The sequence below is a fragment of the candidate division WOR-3 bacterium genome, from assembly GCA_016867815.1.
Classification (GTDB): Bacteria; Hydrothermota; Tepidihabitantia; order Tepidihabitantales; family Tepidihabitantaceae; genus UBA2258.
This window is the reverse complement of record VGIR01000023.1, coordinates 22,897-38,388: the sequence shown is the minus strand read 5'-3', so window position 1 is coordinate 38,388 and position 15,492 is coordinate 22,897. Positions and strand designations below refer to the sequence as shown.

Sequence of the window (15,492 nt, the reverse complement as noted above, 5' to 3'; positions counted from 1 at the left end):
CAAGGTCGCGTAGAGGACAGGCTACAAACAGGTCCTCTTGCCAGCGGTCTTGATGTCCAATCAAGGTCGGGCTCCTTTCGGTGGCATCCAACCTTCAGACGGCTGACATACTTACATGGTTGCATCAAAAGAGGGTTTTTCAACAGCCCCACAGTCACCCTATTTCGGGAGGCTCCCACGAGGCATTGCAGATTGGCGCGGGCGTAGCCCGCGGACTTCAAGCCGCAAGCATCAAGCTCGCGCAAGCGCAGGCAGCGCGACTGCGCCGCGAGGTTGAGGTCAAGGCTGAGGTTGAGGCCGAGACCAAGGAGGGGCTGGTCGTTCGTCCCCGTCCCATTCGCCGCGCCACATCCGATTCCTGCTACGAGGCCTTCCCTGACGACGACCCGCCCCGCCGGACGAAGAGCCGTCCGGGCAGATTCCTTGACGACCAACTGCGCTCCGACTATGATGACTCACAGCCGTATCAAGGAGAACACGATGACCCGACGTGTACGAAGCGTTCTGGCAGAGATCAGAGCTTTGCCCGACGCAGAGAAGCTCGAAGTGCTCGACAGCATCCTGGTCGAACTGGACAGGCCTGACCCGGAGCTGGACCGAGTATGGGCGGACGAGGCGAGAGCCAGATGGCGGGCATACCGCGAAGGCCGCGCCGAACACGTCTCCTACTCCGAGGCCATGGCCCAGTACCGTCGCAAGTGACAATCCGCTTCCTGGCCGTCGCGCGGCAGGAACTCGACGGTGCCGTCGCGTGGTACGAACGTCAATCACCCGGCCTTGGCTACGAGTTCCTGGATGAGCTGGACCGTGTGGTCCGTCGCATCAGTGCCCATCCGCAATCAAACGCCGAGTTGACTCAGGGCCTGCGGAGGGCTCTCTTCAGTCGCTTCCCCTATGGCCTCGTATACGGCATCGACGCCGACTCGATTGTCGTCGTGGCAGTGGCGCACCTGCATCGCCGACCGCGCTACTGGATCGACAGGCTCGGTACGGAAGACGAGGGACAGGGCAGCGAGTTCCGGGTGTCCGACCGCCCCGCCGGAAAACCCACCCCGACCAGACGCGCCCGCAAACGCTGAGGCACGCTCGACCCGACCTCCCCCGCCGCGCCACGTAAGGCCCTGCTGATTGGGCAGCAGCCGAAAGGGGACCGGGAACAGCCATCCCATTTCGGGAAGCTCCCACGAGGCATTGCAGATCAGCGCGGGCGTAGCCCGCTAGCCCAAGCCGCAAGCCGCAAGCTGTCAGCCGTGAGCCAGAAGCTGGTATTCCCCGCCAATTTGACACGTCTGCCCGCGAGTCTATCATATCCCTGACTGCACGCGAAGCCGTGGACGAGACGAAAGGAGAGTCACGATGAAGCACCGCAGACCCGAAGCCCGGATATGCCCGCTGATGGGTGGACCACCACATATCACCTGCATAGCCACGAAGTGCATGATGTATGAGGAAGTGCCAAACTCGTCGGCCGGGTACTGCCTCCTGAGAGGTATCGGTTCTCTCGAGCAGATCGGCTCCGAGTTGAAACACCTGTCGCTGTCGCTGGACGGTCTCCGACAGGCTGTAGCGCAGATACAGCCGACTCCGCGAAAGTAGCCGCCTCCGACCCGCACTTGGCTGCTAGCGGCTGTGCAGCGACGGTTCGGACTCCGAGCAGGCGACCAGCGTCGCAGCGCAGGCACAGGCTCACACGACTGCTCTGCCTGAGTCCACCGGCCCTCTACCTTTGACTAGTCGTCCGATCCGCATATACTAGCCGGCCATGGACCACGAACTCGACTCGCTGCCGCTGCCGCACGGCCGCCCGGACCGGCCGCAGCTCTCCTGTCCGGTAGTCATGGGGAACGCCTAGCGATGTTCAAGAAGATCATCCACCGTATTCCCGTAGCCTCCCGTTGGAAGCTGGCGCTGGCCACGTTTCCTCTTGTCGCGGCCGTCGTCATCCTGAAGTTCGGCGCCCACTATCTCGGCTTCGAGTTCCTGGGCCTGAGTTCGCTGTTCACGGCGATCATTTCCGCCAACATTTTCCTCATCGGCTTTCTGCTGTCCGGCACCTTGTCCGACTACAAGGAAAGCGAGAGGCTGCCCGTCGACCTGTCCGCGAGCCTGGAAACGATGGCCGATGAAGCGTTGATCATCTATCAGCACCGGAAGAGCCCGGAGGCAAAGGCCTTCCTGCAAAAGCTGGCGCAGTTCAGCCAGTCCCTGGTTGACTGGTTTTACAGGAAGGAAAGAACCAGCGCGTTGATGGCGAGTCTGGTCTCGTTCAACGATGACTTCCTTGCCCTCGAGGGACAGACCCAAGCCAACTTCATCGTGCGTCTGAAACAGGAACAGCACGCGGTCCGACGGATGATAAACCGTATTCACTGCATCCGGGAGACTTCCTTTCTGGGAACCGGCTACACCATCGCCGAGATCATCACGTTCACGCTCATCGTCGGCCTCATCTTCATCAAGATGGACCCTTTCTACGAGAGCATCTTCTTCGTATCGTTTGTCAGCTTCATGATGATATACATGATTCGTCTCATCCGGGATCTGGACGACCCGTTCGGATACGGGGACGCGGAGACGGCCCCGGATGACGAAGTTGCCCTGAAGCCGCTACTGGACAGCCGGAAACGGCTCGTCTCGTACTACCAGGGATTGAAGGAGTAGGCGGCGGGCAGACCGCCTCAAGGAAACGGCGGCGCTCCCCCGATCTCCAGCCCGAAGGGACAGGAGCATACCGGATACACCCGCGACCACGACGGTTCGGATTCCGAGCAGGCGACTAGAGTCGCAGCCACAAGCATCAAGCTAGCCCAGGCGCAAGCACAAGCCCAAACGGCAGCGAGTTAGCAGTTAGGAAGGTAGCAGGTAGCGGTCACGGATCGACTGCCGACGGCCTGCGGCGCGGGGCTTGACACGAGCGGAGGCGGGAGGATAATCGTGCATGGTTACGCGCGGGCGCAGGCTCGTGTTTCGCGTTCCGACCGGCAGTAAAACACCGAACAATCGTAGTGGAGGTGACCGATGAGGAAGCTCCGGATTCCGCTCATCATCGTCGTCGTTCTCGCGGTCGCGTACGTCCTGGCCGGCAGTTGGGCCGGCGCGCGGGCCGCCCGGGCCGAGGCCGCCCTCAAGGCGGGCGGGCACCCGGTGACGGTCGAGGATATCGACCCCGCTTTCAGCGCGGGTAGCGAGAGCGCGGCCCGGGCATACAGCTCCGCGGCCGCGTTGCTCTCGACCGGCGACCTGGAACGGCTGAAGCTGATCGACAGCCTGGGCTGGGAAGCAGGCCGGCCCGCCAACGCGGAGTTGCTGAAGGAGAAGTCGGCCGCGCTGGACCTGGTGGCGCAGGCAGCGGCCATGGGACCGGCCGATTTCGGCATGAACGTCCGCGACGGATTCGCCGCCCGGATCTGCCCGATACTGCGTCAGTACGGCGGGTTCCGCACCCTGCTCCGGGTTGACGCGCTCGAACTCGCGGCCGGGGGCAAGCCGGATTCCGCTCTCGCGGTGCTGGCGACCTCGACGCGGCTGGCGCATGCCTTTGCGGAGCCGCCCATCATCTACCACCTCGTCAGCATGATCAAGCTGGATAGCGTCTTCACCGCCGCGGCGGCGATTGCGCCCAAAGCCGGGGTGCCGGCAATCGAGCAGCTCGCTGCCGAGTTCGCGCGGCTCGACTTCAAGGCCGCGGAGTATCGCTCGATCGAGGCCGAGGCGGTGTTTACCGGCGTTGCGGCCGCCGCCGGGCAGACGACGATGAGTGGTCTGCCCGCGTTGTTGGTGCGCCTCTTGGTGCCGCTCCGGAAGTACGGGCAGGCGCGTTTCCTGGAGACCGTTCACAGCCAGCTCGGTGTGGTCCGCGAGCCCTGGTATGAAGGACAGGCGCGGCTCGCCGCTATTGAGCTTCCCCAGAAAGGCCTGCTGGGGCGGTTCGTCGGGATCTACGTATTCAACACCGCGAAGTTCTATGAGCGGTCGGAACGGACCACTGCCTGGCGGGATGTCGCGGCAATCGGCCTGAAGGCGCTCATAATCAAGAAGCAGACCGGGCGGCTGCCGGCGGACCTCGCCGCAATCGACCCGAATGCGCCGGTCGACCGGTTCAGCGGCAAACCGTATCTCTACAAGGTCCTGCCTGACGGGTTCGAGGTCTACAGCGTCGGCCCGGACGGCAAGGATGACGGCGGCGCAGCGTCAGCCGACCTGGCCTTCCGGGTGGCAATCTAGCCCGAAGAGACGAACGAGAGGATGGCCAGGATGCTGCGCCTCACCATGCAGGTGAGACTCGGGATTTGCTCTCTGCTGCTGGCGCTGGTCCTCGCCGGTTGCCGCTACAACGACCCCTGCCCGGTCTACGTGACGAACCACAGTTCACACACCCCTTTGCTGGAAGTCGCTCAGGACAGCCTTTTCGAAACAGACTGGCAGGCTTTCCTGTTGATTCCGCAGGACAGCGCGTTTGTCGGATACTTCCCTCGAGGCACGGTACTATGGCTCGAGGGTCAACCCGACCATAGCCGCGTGGCGAGCAACACATCCATCTTTGGAGGAGTACCCGTGGCAATCACGATTCTGAGAAAGACGACCTTCCTCTTCGTGGATGACAGCCTGGGCGATCCCGTGCTGCGGGTGATACAGTAGGCACCGACGGCGACGAGGATGTGCGAAAGGAGACTGGGATGAGGAACCGGACGGACCCGTCGCTACGGAAAACTGGAAGGGCGAAGCTTCCTATCTGGACAGCGTTCCTCGCGCTGGCACTCGTCAATTGCCACACGCAGGACCCGATGCCCTGCCCGGTCTACATGGCCAACCAAAGCGGATACAGTCTCTGCATCGAAATCAGCCAGACTCAGGAGTTCTGCGAGTGCACGGAGGTCTTCTACTTCATGGACGATTCGGACAGCCTCTTTCTCGGCTACTATCCCGACGGGTATGCCTTCTGGCTCTGGGGGTGGATTGAGGAAGACAGGGACGCGGACACCACGTTCAGCATAGACTACCCTGTGCACGTAACCGTGGCAGGCAGGACGCTCCTGCTGCTGGATGACAGCCTGGGCGTGCCGGTACTGCGCGTTGTCCACTAGACGGGAGTCCCGGGAATCCTGGCCACCTCCGCCCGCCCGCTTGACATCGCGGCCCGGTCGGTTACCATCTCGGTGAATGAGGCGGCCCGCGGCCAATGTCGATCGGCAGATGGCGCACTACGCGGCCGAGGCCACTGGTTGGCCGGACCGGGTCCCAACAGACCTCATGCGGCTGATTGGCGCCCTTCCGGGGAGGTGGAATTGCGCTCACGCACTCCGAATCTCACCAAGTCAGAGGGCTACCAGCCCCACGTCGTCATACCGTACAACTACGCGGACCATGAGTTCGCCAGCAAGCTGACCGCGGCGCTGCGCCACGACCGAATCACTCCCTGGATTGACGACGTCGACATGTCGGCGGGCGTGCTCCTGGTCAGTCGCATAACGCAGGCGGTCCGGCCCGTGGACTGCATCGTACCCGTTATCTCCACCGTCTCAGTCGGGTCAGGCTGGGTCACGCACGACCTGGGAGTGATCATGACGAGGAGTTTCTGCGGACGGCGCGTGCGGGTGCTGCCGGCGAGAATCGACGACTGCGCTCTGCCTGACCTCCTCGCGTCCCGACCGTACTTCGACTTCCACCGCAACGGCTGGAGTGTGGCCTATGACGACCTGCTGGTCGCCGTCCACCAACGCACCGCCCCGAACGTAGCGCCGGTGGCGCCGGCTTCCTTTCGCCTTCCGCGACCAGCGCGTCTGACGTAGCGGAGCGACCGCCTCTACCGTTCTCCACTCTCACCAGCGCCGGCCGCGGCTCGGAGTGCGGAGACTACACTATGGTGCGCACGTCGCCCGGTCTCACCCTTTTCCCGGGGTGTCGGACACCCCGGTTTCTATTCCCTATTGACACCCGCGCAAACGGACTTACAATCGAGGCGTGCAAGCACCATCCCCGGGCCGGCCGCTCGATGCCGGACGCCCGTGGATTGGTCTGACGGACTGCCAATGAACGCGCAAAGGGAGGAAACATGCGGAGCGTGATCGTAGCGGCTGTCGCGTGCTGTCTGGTTCTGGCGTTGTTTGCCGGCTGTGAGAAGAACCAGCCGCCGGCGACTCCGGAGCTGAGCGGCCCGACTCAGGGAAAGCCGGCCAAGACCCTGTACTTCACCTTCTCGACTACCGATCCCGAGAACCAATACCTCGCCTACATGGTGGACTGGGGCGACGATACCGATGAGGATTGGGACGAGGGATACGCGAGCGGAGAAGAGGTAAGACGGGCACACAAGTTCGCTGATTCCGGCGTCTACAACGTGAAAGTGAAAGCCCGCGACTCGAAGCTGATTGAGTCCGGCTGGTCGGAGCGAGTCACGATTTCGATCGGGTACCTGCCGCCGAACCTGCCGCTGGCGCCGACCGGCCCGACATCCTGCACCACCGGCGTTGTCGCGAGGTTCTCAGCCAGGACCACCCATCCCACAGGCGACAGCGTGTGGTTCCAGTTCGACTGGGGCGATACAGTCGGGGTCTGGGGCGGCCCGGTGGCGAGCGACTCCGTGTTCAGCGAGGACCACGTCTTTGACACGGCCGGCACGTACAACGTCAAGGTACGAGCGAGGGACGTCCGCAACCGGATGTCGTCTTGGTCCGAGTCGCTGGCGGTGACTATCATCTTTGTCGCCCCCCCGGCCAAGCCCGTAGTCACCACTCAACCGCTCGAACAGGGAGCGAAGCTGCGCCTGAACTGGCGTCCGGTCGCCGACGCCCAGTCCTACGAGGTCAAGATCGACAGCTCATTCCAGACGACAACGGACACGGGCTACAACGTCAACGTCCCGGCGGCGCTCATTGAGGTGAGAGCGGTCAAAGGTACGATCAAGAGCGACCCGGCAGTGATACCCGTGGGCATGGTCGAGACCCCGAACCTCACCATCTACGGCATGAGCGACTCAGTCAGTTCCCACTACCCCGCTTTCGGGTTCGACAGCGCGGGTACGGCGGTCGCCTACTCACTTGCCGCCGGCAACTACCCGAGACTCGACTACTACGCGGACGACGTGACCCACAGTCCCAAGATGTTCCTCGTGAACCCGGGCAAGAATGGATGGAACACCAAGCGCAACGCGCTGGTTGATGCCGGGACAACGGTGTACGCCGACGCGAAGCTGGCCGACACGACCGGCTACGCGATCGAGAATGAGATCGAGGCGGACAACGTCTACTACCTCTGGCTCGACCGGGGGGCTATCGGTTGGAGCGCCGAAGACAACTATGCCAAGGCCAAGGTCCTGCAGATATCCGGAACGCAGATCATACTGCAGGTCGGCTACCAGCGAGTAGGAGGACTCCGCTGGCTGAGTAAATAGGAGCCGGGGCCGAGCCCGCCTAGCAGAAACCCGGGGACGCCGCTCGAAGTCCAAACGAGCGGCGTCCTCTTTGTTGCTGAGGCAAACACGATTATCCGCCGGCAGTCAGCTGCGCCCCCGATTCGACACGCGTACCCTCTTCCGTATAGTCCAAGTCAGTTGCCGCGCGCAGCAGCGTACGGCAGGACAGCAATGGACTTGGAGAATCGGACCGGCCGGGCTAGTCGCGCCCGTAGATGTTGTCGCGGATGAAACGCTCGTCCTTGCGCCAGGCTTCGGCCACCTTGACGCGGAGTTCGAGGTAGACGGGACGGCCGATGAAAGCTTCGATCTCGCGGCGCGACCGGGACCCGACCCGCTTCAACGCCTTGCCGCCGCTGCCGATCACTATCGCCTTCTGTGATTCCCGCTCAACAAAGATGGTGGCGAGCACGTAGTCCTTGCGTCCGGGCCGCTCTTTGAACTCGTCTATCACGACGGTGGTTGAGTATGGTATCTCCGCGCCGTAGAGGTTGAACACCGCCTCACGAACCAGTTCGGCCGCGAAGAACTTTTCCGGTCGGTCGGCAACGGAATCAGGCGGGTAGAATGGCTGCCCCTCTGGCAGCCCCGTGGCGACGGCAGCCTTCAGGTCCTCCACTCCCCCGCCTTTGAGCGCCGACACCATGAACACCTCTGGGAATCCGGCGTCGGCAAGCCGCTCCGCTGTCGGCAGCAGCTCCTTCTTGTCTCTGACCAAATCCACCTTGTTCAGGACCACCACCACTTTCCGGCCGCCGAGAAGTCGGGTGTATGAGGTCGCATCTTGATCGCTCCGTGCGGCATCGAGCACAAGCATCACGAGGTCGGCATCCTGGAGGGCAATGTCGATCTGGTGTCTCATCTGCTCTTGCAGCGCATACCTGGGCTCAAGGAGTCCTGGCGTGTCCAGAAAGACCGCCTGGAAACCGGCTCCATTCAGAATGCCGAGGATCCTGTGCCGCGTGGTCTGGGGTCTCGGGGCAACCGCCGCGAGGTGCGTACCGGTCAGCCGGTTGAGCAGCGTGGACTTCCCGACGTTCGGCAGACCGACAATGGCCACGTATCCGGAACGGAAACCGACGTTCGCCTGTTCAGGATTGATCACTGCAGTTAGTCTTGACCGGTGCGAAAGCCGGTTCAAGCCGGCCCGGGAGCGTAGGCGCCGATTGCACCGAACCGGGCGACGCGGCCTGCTACCAGCTCCGGTCCGGATTGCCCTGCCAGGGCGCCGTAGTTGGCCATGACCGCGTTCTTGAGCAGCCGCGCCGCCTCATCCCAGTCCTGGTGGGCGCCCCCGAGCGGCTCAGGTACGACTTCGTCGACGATCCCGAAATCCTTCAGCTCGCACGCAGTCATCCGCATCGAGTTGGCCGCCTCGTCGCCCTTTGTGCCGTCGTGCCAGAGGATGGAAGCACAGCCCTCCGGCGTGATCACCGAGTAGACTGCATTCTCCTGCATCAGCACACGGTTGCCGACCGCAATCGCCAGCGCCCCTCCGGATCCGCCTTCGCCGGTGATGACAACTACAATCGGCACTTCGAGCATGCTCATATCCCGCAGGTTCCGCGCTATCGCCTCGCCCTGCCCCCGCTCTTCCGCACCGACACCCGGATACGCACCCGCCGTATCCACCAGCGCCAGTATGGGAAGCCCGAACCGCTCCGCCAGTTCCATCACGCGCATTGCTTTGCGGTACCCTTCCGGGTGAGGCATGCCGAAGTTGCGGCGCAGCTTCTCCTTGGTGTCGCGACCCTTCTGTTGGCCCACGATAGCAAAGCCGATGCCGTCAATTCGGCCGATACCGGCGACGAGTGCCGGGTCGTCGGCAAAGGCCCGGTCGCCGTGCAGTTCAGTGAAATCCGTCACGACGCGCTCGATGTAGTCCAGCGGGTAGGGCCGCCGCGGATGGCGCGCGAGCAAGACCCGCTGCCAGGGCGTCAGGTCGGCGTATATCTTCGCCTTCTGTTTGTCTATCTGCTCCTGCACGCGCTTGACCTCATCCTTCGCGCCGATGGCGACAAGCTCTTCCATCCGGGTCACCAGCTCAGCCAGCGGTTGTTCGAAGTCGAGCCAACCCTCAGCCATCGAAAAGCTCCAAACCATGGTCGCTTCCGAACCCGCTCTGGGCCATGGGGCGGCTAGCGGGAGATTCCGACCGAAACCCGGTGCGCGCCACCCAGCCCGAAGCCCATCGGCGCGTATGAGTAGTCGAAACGAAACACGCCGGCCTGCAGGCCCAGTCCAAAGTCCAGGTGATTCGCCTCGGAAAGAAAGTCGTACCCGGCGCGCAGTGCGACGACCTCGTTCCACGCGAACTCCAGCCCTGCCGCCGCACCGGGTGTCTGGCCATAGAAGAAGTACGAGCCGTCGGCGGCCACCGTCAGCCGGCCGCGCTCAAAGGGAATGAAATCGTAGCTCGCGCCCAGCCTGCCCCGCGTGGGCAGCCAGAACACCTCACGCACGTAGTACATGGTCCTACCGAAGTCGACAACCGAGGCGCCCAGGGTCAGGCCCTTTGCCGGCGTTACCCTGACCCCGCCATCAACACCCAGGCCGGCAGCGTCATGGTTGTACACCCGAGTGTAGAAGTAGCGAGCGGTTAGGCCCACCTGCACCTTGTCGCCGAGCGATCTCGCCAGGTTCAGGTAGGCGGTCAAGTCAGTCGGTGTGAAAGTCCCGATGGGCTCCTCGGTCGGCTTGTCACGATACTCAAACTGGCCGGCAGAGAAGCTGGCGAAGCCCGCACCGATGCTCAGTGCCCGGAAGTTGCGCGTCACGAAAAGGGACTGATGGCGCGTATCAAGTATCCACTTCGCATAGGACGCGGTCGCCGCGAAGTCTCCAATAGTGGCTCCAGCAGCCGGATTGAGAGCAATAGCCTGCGGCCCGAACGCCGAGGCAACGCCGGTACCGGCCATACCCGCTTCTCGGACTCCCGGCAGAATCTTCAGCGAAGAAAACCCGGTAGACGCGCCCAGGGACACGCCCAGAGCCAGGGCCACGGAAACCAGGACGCGCAAGCTCAGCTCTCGATTATCTCGACGTTGGCTCGAGGCAGCAATACCCGCTGGCCGTCTTCCAGTTCGACCTCAAGCACGCGGGCCTTGGCCTCGGTCTCAATCGTCTGCAGTTCAACCGGGAGGTTGGTCACCTTGCCGATCTTGCCGAAATTGGGCTGTCGGATGATACGCACGGGCATCCCAAGTGCCAGGCCGCCCTCGGCCGTGCTCTGTTTGACCTCACCGAGGTTGGTGTCACTCGGCACGATCACCTCCGGCCTGATTACGCCCGCCCTGATTTGGGTCGCGCCGTTGACCGAGGCCATCCTGCCCACGAGCGACTTGAGAAGATCGAAGGTCCGCTGCGCCATCCGCATTTCGCCAAACCCTTCGGTCGCCACCACGGTCAGCCCCTTCTTCTCCGACCCGGTTATTGCCACGCCGATGTCGTACCCAAGGAACTGGCGCAGGGTCGAGTCTTCTATCCCGCCGACCACGATTGCCTTGGCTCCGAGCTTCACCGCCCGCTCAATCGCATCGTACTTGACCAGAGAGCCGCCGACAAGCACCTGGCCCTTGCAGTCGTCTGGAATCAGGGCCGCGGTCACGACGACCTCGGGCTTGTCGACAATCATCCGGATGACACCCCGCACCTCGCCGCCTACGCCGAAAATACCCTGCACGAAGCTTGCCTCGGTTTCGACCACCACGCCCTCGCGCGGAATCACTTCGCCAACCACGCCCTCGATGTAGGCATCAACCTGCACTGGCTCAGGCGGTTCGCGGAGGATGACCTGTCCGGTGATGGACGAGACGTTCTCGACCGTGCCGGCAACCGGCGCCTTCACCTCGGACTTGAACAGACCGAAGAAACCCTTGGACAGGGCCATCACCTCGTCCTTGGCGACGGCGTCGCCTGCCTTCTTGCTCATCAGGCTCGGCACGTCCTCGGGCGGCACGCCTAGAAGACCGGCCACGTTCACCGTCTGCACGTTGCCGGGCAGGGCGGTGCGGGCAACGATGTCGTCGCCTTTCACCTGCTGGCCTCTGTCAACCAGGGTTTCGCCGGGCAGCGGCAGCCGTCGCTGCTTCTTGACCAAAGTTCGGGCCGTGACTTTCAAACCGGGCGTGTATGCATGTGCCATAGGCTAAGCAAGGATATTCAAAGCTCAGGCGAAGTCAAGCTGACGGGTCCGACCGGACACCACTCGATGACCCTGACAGACTAACTGTCCCTGTCGGCCTGCACGCGACCGGCACGGGCCAATTCCCGGGCCACGGCGCAGACGCGTGCCATGCCGCCCGGCGGCCCCAGTTCAGCAGCCACTTTCGCCAGGCCCTCAGACTGACGCCGCCGCTCACCCGAGTCGCGCACCAGAAACGCAAGCTCACGCGCCAGAACGTCAGGCTTTGGCTCCAGGCTCTCGGAGACCAGTCGCGTCCCAGACAGGATGTTGGGCAAGGCGAAGTACGGCGCACGCACCAATGCCCGCGCCAGTACGCGAGACAACCGCGGCAGGTGGTAGCAGACTACCATCGGCACCCCGAGAAGCGCCAACTCCGCAGTTACGGTACCAGAGACTGCACAGGCGCAGTCGGCATGGCGCATGACGTCGTAGCGGTTCTCCCGGGACACCACCATTCCGCCATCAGCCCCTTTGCCACGCCGTTCTGGCTCTGGGCCTGCTTCTGACTCCATCGTCACCACCACCCCGCGCACGCCCGCAGCTGCGCGCCGCAACTCGGCCAGGACCTCCGCAAACAAGGGTCGATGATGGGAGGTTTCCGCCGGCCTCGACCCGGGCAGGAAGACAACGTAGCGCTCATCCGATCCGAACCCCAGCTTCTCAAGCGTCTGTTCCCGGTTCAGTCTCGAGACCACTCCGTCGAGCAGCGGATATCCGCAGTACACCGCGTCCACGCCGGCCCGACGAAGAAGCTCCTCTTCGAATCGGAACAGGCATATCGTCTTGTCCGCCGCTATTCTGAGCTGCCGCTTGCGCCATCCACCCCACGCCCAGACCTGAGGCGGCCCGAGATAGAGCACCGGCACTCCCCTTTGTTTCAGCCTTCTGCCCAAAGGCAGGTGCAGACCGGAGTATGAAACCAGGACCACCGCATCCGGCGCCAGCCTGGTGACCGACGCCTCGGCCCGACTCAGGACGCCGCGCAGCCTGGGCCAGGCGCGGATGCCCTCGGCGAACCCCAGCACCGGATCGAGCCCCGCCGACTCTTGCAGGGAGACAACCTCGCAGGCAGGATCGAACCCGTCCATCACCAAACGGAACAGGTCGCGGAGCACGCGACCAGAGGCCTCTCCGGCCGACACCACGATTCTCACTGGGCGAAGCCTACTTGCCGCAGGGTCGCCAGTCAATCCAGTGCGGCCGAACCACCAACGGTCCAGGTCCGCAAGCAACCTTGCTGCCTGTAGCGCATTTGACTTGCTCTGACAAGACACGTAACATCACCGGAATGTCGCCTCCGTTTTCCTCGGGTGAAGCCGGTGCGGAGACTGGCGGACATCGGCCAACTCGCGCATCCGGCAACGAGGTCCACGACATCAGGCGCCCCGGATTTGGCGAGCCCGCCCGTTCTGCCCTTGTTCTTTCATGCCTTTTCGTGGCCGTCGTGGTACTGACAAACCCGCTGGGCGACTTCCCACTCAACGATGACTGGTCGTATGGCCAGGCAGTCCGGAACCTGGTTTCGAACCACGAGTACCGGCTAGCAAACTGGACCTCGATGCCGCTGCTCACACAGGTACTGTGGGGCGCACTGTTCACAGTCCCCGCCGGGTTCTCCTTCACGGCCTTGCGGGTATCTACGCTCTTTCTCTCGCTGGCCGCCTTGCTGTTGCTGCTGTTGCTGAGCCTTACAGAAGGCGAGCGCCCTCTGCCCGCACTGCTCGCCCCACTTCTGCTGTTGTTCAGCCCCGTGTTCCTCAACCTCTCTCACACTTTCATGACCGACATACCGTTCATTGCCTTGACTCTCGGCTCAATCCTGTTGCTGTCTAGAGGCGCCGACCGAGAAAACCGTTTCCTGCTCGGGTTGGGCATGTGTGTGGCAATCATGGCCACGCTGCTGAGACAGACGGGCATGCTGATACCGGTTGCCTTCGGCATCTCCTCTCTTTGCCGTGGCCGCGCCACTGCACGGGAAGTCATGCTCTCCGTAGGGCTATCCCTGCTCACCATCGTGGCCTATGTCGTGTACACCCTGTGGCTTGCTCGGACCGGTAGGCTTCCCACGGGCTACTTCGCTCAGTGGACTCAGATCCGTGCCATCATCGCAACTGGGCCATCAGGCATTGCCGGACAAGCTGCCCGGTCTCTCCTAATCACCTGCATGTATCTCGGCATCTTCACCCTTCCTTTTGGCCTGCTGTTCGTCTCTCGCACTCACGCGAAACGCCTCCTGCTGCTTCTGTTGATGTCGGCGGTCCTGATCGGGATTGCTTACTTCTGCCGTGTCACGCTTCCGGGCAACATCCTCTCCGACCGCGGTGTGGGACCATTCACCTTGGCCCGCCCCCCTGAATTCGCCATCTTCTCCGGCAGCCCGGCTGCCAAGGCCGTACTCGGACTCCTGACCCTTCTTGGTAGTGCGCTCCTGCTCGAGATGCTCGTACGTTCGACAGAGAGCGCACTCTCGTCGCGATCCGCAACCGTCTGTCTTTCGCTGGCCGGGTTGTACCTTGTATCGCTCTCGCTCGTGCACCAGTTCGACCGGTACATGGTCTTCTACCTGCCGCTACTGCTTGCACCTGCGACTCTGGCGCTGCGAGAACATCCTCCCGGCCGACTGGCACTAGTGGGATCGCTGGTGGCAACTTTGGCATACGCCGCGTTCTCGGTCAGCTCAGTCCACGACTACATGGCCTGGAACCGGGTACGGTGGCAGGCAATCAGGCATTTGACGCGCACCCTCGAGGTACCCGCGGAGAGAATCGATGGCGGGTTCGAGTTCAACGGCCTCTACACCTACTCAGAGAACCATGTCCGCAAGCCGGGCAGTAGTCCCTGGTGGGTCAAGGACAATCAGTATGTGATTGCGTTCGGTGTTCTCCCCGGGTATCGAACGCTCAAGTCGTACGCAGTGCAGACATGGCTTCCCTCCGGGATCAAGCGGATATACATCCTGGCGCGGGCAGACTGGACACCTTACTCGGCACGCTCTCTTGACTTCGAGGCGCAGAGCTGTAAGCTGGCTCAGGCGCATGGCGCTATACTACGCGACGGCGGGCGCTTCCGACGCGAGCGTTATCGTTGTCGGAATGCCGCTTGACCGGACCAGCTCTTTTGTTCCCGGTGCGCGGTTCGGACCGGACGCCATACGCGCGGCCGCGGACAACATCGAGTCATTCAGCCCCTTCCAGAAACGTGACATTTCGGGAACCAATATCCACGATGCCGGCAACCTTGCCTTCACTTTCCCGACCCCCGCTGCTCCGCTGGACCTCATTGCTGAAACAACCCGGCGGAGTACGGCAAGCGGGGCGAAACAGCTCGCGCTTGGCGGCGAGCACACAATCACCGCCCCCATCATAGCTGAACTCGCCAGAGGACTGCCTGACCTGTGCGTGATCCAGTATGACGCTCATTCCGATCTGCGCCAGGATTTCCTGGGCGAGCGTGTATGCCATGCCACCGCTATGGCGCGCGTGCTGGACACAATCCCGAGGGAACGGCTCTTCCAACTCGGCATCAGATCCTTCTCCCATGCCGCTGAGATGTCCGAACGGAATGTGTTCCCATTCGAGGTGCTGACGCCGGTCAAGCAAGTGCTTTCCGCGATCGGGGACCGTCCAGTCTATGTGACGTTGGACATTGATGTGCTTGACCCGGGCGCGATGCCGGACGTGCAGACACCCCAACCCGGCGGATGTTCCTACCGCGACCTCGCGCTGTCTCTCGCCGGTCTCGCCGGGCTCAGGGTTGTCGGTTGCGACCTGGTCGAGGTCTGCCCGAGAGCGATGCAGCCTTCAGCCGGCGCCGCCACGGCAGCGGAGCTGACCCGAGAGCTCTGCCTGCTGCTCTCCACCACGCAATAATCAGGCCAGTATGTCCCCTCACGGGC

16 protein-coding genes are annotated in these 15,492 nt (G+C 63.0%); 11 read left to right on the top strand and 5 right to left on the bottom strand.

Going from position 1 to position 15,492, the window contains the following annotated elements:
• Positions 1-480: 480 nt before the first annotated feature.
• From FJY68_05310 to FJY68_05270, 9 genes are all read left to right on the top strand, one after another.
• Positions 481-702 carry an addiction module protein gene (locus FJY68_05310; protein MBM3331258.1) on the top strand — a complete coding sequence of 74 codons (222 nt, stop codon included), beginning with the start codon at positions 481-483 and terminating at the stop codon, positions 700-702.
• The gene (locus tag FJY68_05305) at positions 699-1,079 is read left to right on the top strand and encodes a type II toxin-antitoxin system RelE/ParE family toxin (GenBank protein ID MBM3331257.1); all 381 of its coding nucleotides are present in this window, start codon (positions 699-701) and stop codon (positions 1,077-1,079) included. Before FJY68_05310 ends, FJY68_05305 begins: the two co-directional genes overlap by 4 nt.
• 277 nt (positions 1,080-1,356) lie before the next feature.
• A complete protein-coding gene (locus tag FJY68_05300) occupies positions 1,357-1,596 on the top strand; it encodes a hypothetical protein (GenBank protein ID MBM3331256.1) in 240 nt (79 codons plus the stop codon).
• 258 nt (positions 1,597-1,854) lie between these two features.
• Positions 1,855-2,661, top strand: a complete 807-nt coding sequence (locus FJY68_05295; protein MBM3331255.1) for a hypothetical protein — start codon at positions 1,855-1,857, stop codon at positions 2,659-2,661.
• Between the two features lie 357 nt (positions 2,662-3,018).
• Positions 3,019-4,224 (top strand): hypothetical protein, encoded by a 1,206-nt coding sequence (locus FJY68_05290; protein MBM3331254.1) that lies wholly within the window; start codon positions 3,019-3,021, stop codon positions 4,222-4,224.
• A 30-nt stretch (positions 4,225-4,254) separates the two neighbouring features.
• Positions 4,255-4,638 (top strand): hypothetical protein, encoded by a 384-nt coding sequence (locus FJY68_05285; protein ID MBM3331253.1) that lies wholly within the window; start codon positions 4,255-4,257, stop codon positions 4,636-4,638.
• A gap of 38 nt (positions 4,639-4,676) precedes the next feature.
• Complete coding sequence (locus FJY68_05280; protein MBM3331252.1) at positions 4,677-5,084, top strand: hypothetical protein; 408 nt, start codon at positions 4,677-4,679, stop codon at positions 5,082-5,084.
• A gap of 15 nt (positions 5,085-5,099) precedes the next feature.
• A complete protein-coding gene (locus tag FJY68_05275) occupies positions 5,100-5,789 on the top strand; it encodes a toll/interleukin-1 receptor domain-containing protein (protein ID MBM3331251.1) in 690 nt (229 codons plus the stop codon).
• 263 nt (positions 5,790-6,052) lie between these two features.
• Entirely contained in the window at positions 6,053-7,390 is a 1,338-nt protein-coding gene (locus FJY68_05270) for a PKD domain-containing protein (GenBank protein ID MBM3331250.1), read from the top strand.
• 220 nt (positions 7,391-7,610) lie between these two features.
• Here the strand turns inward: FJY68_05270 and FJY68_05265 are convergent, their stop codons facing one another.
• The 5 genes from FJY68_05265 to FJY68_05245 form a co-directional block, all read right to left on the bottom strand.
• Positions 7,611-8,516 (bottom strand): GTPase Era, encoded by a 906-nt coding sequence (locus FJY68_05265; protein ID MBM3331249.1) that lies wholly within the window; start codon positions 8,514-8,516, stop codon positions 7,611-7,613.
• Positions 8,517-8,548: 32 nt separating this feature from the next.
• Complete coding sequence (locus FJY68_05260; protein MBM3331248.1) at positions 8,549-9,496, bottom strand: acetyl-CoA carboxylase carboxyltransferase subunit alpha; 948 nt, start codon at positions 9,494-9,496, stop codon at positions 8,549-8,551.
• 53 nt (positions 9,497-9,549) lie between these two features.
• Positions 9,550-10,473 (bottom strand): PorV/PorQ family protein, encoded by a 924-nt coding sequence (locus FJY68_05255; protein MBM3331247.1) that lies wholly within the window; start codon positions 10,471-10,473, stop codon positions 9,550-9,552.
• Positions 10,434-11,555, bottom strand: a complete 1,122-nt coding sequence (locus FJY68_05250) for a hypothetical protein (protein ID MBM3331246.1) — start codon at positions 11,553-11,555, stop codon at positions 10,434-10,436. The genes FJY68_05255 and FJY68_05250 overlap by 40 nt, the downstream gene beginning before the upstream one ends.
• Before the next feature lie 80 nt (positions 11,556-11,635).
• Positions 11,636-12,751, bottom strand: a complete 1,116-nt coding sequence (locus FJY68_05245) for a hypothetical protein (protein ID MBM3331245.1) — start codon at positions 12,749-12,751, stop codon at positions 11,636-11,638.
• 134 nt (positions 12,752-12,885) lie between these two features.
• On the opposite strand from FJY68_05245, the gene FJY68_05240 reads away from it, so the two are divergent.
• Positions 12,886-14,700 carry a hypothetical protein gene (locus tag FJY68_05240; protein ID MBM3331244.1) on the top strand — a complete coding sequence of 605 codons (1,815 nt, stop codon included), beginning with the start codon at positions 12,886-12,888 and terminating at the stop codon, positions 14,698-14,700.
• The gene (gene speB / locus FJY68_05235; GenBank protein ID MBM3331243.1) at positions 14,633-15,466 is read left to right on the top strand and encodes an agmatinase; all 834 of its coding nucleotides are present in this window, start codon (positions 14,633-14,635) and stop codon (positions 15,464-15,466) included. The genes FJY68_05240 and speB overlap by 68 nt, the downstream gene beginning before the upstream one ends.
• The last annotated feature ends 26 nt before the right edge of the window (positions 15,467-15,492 follow it).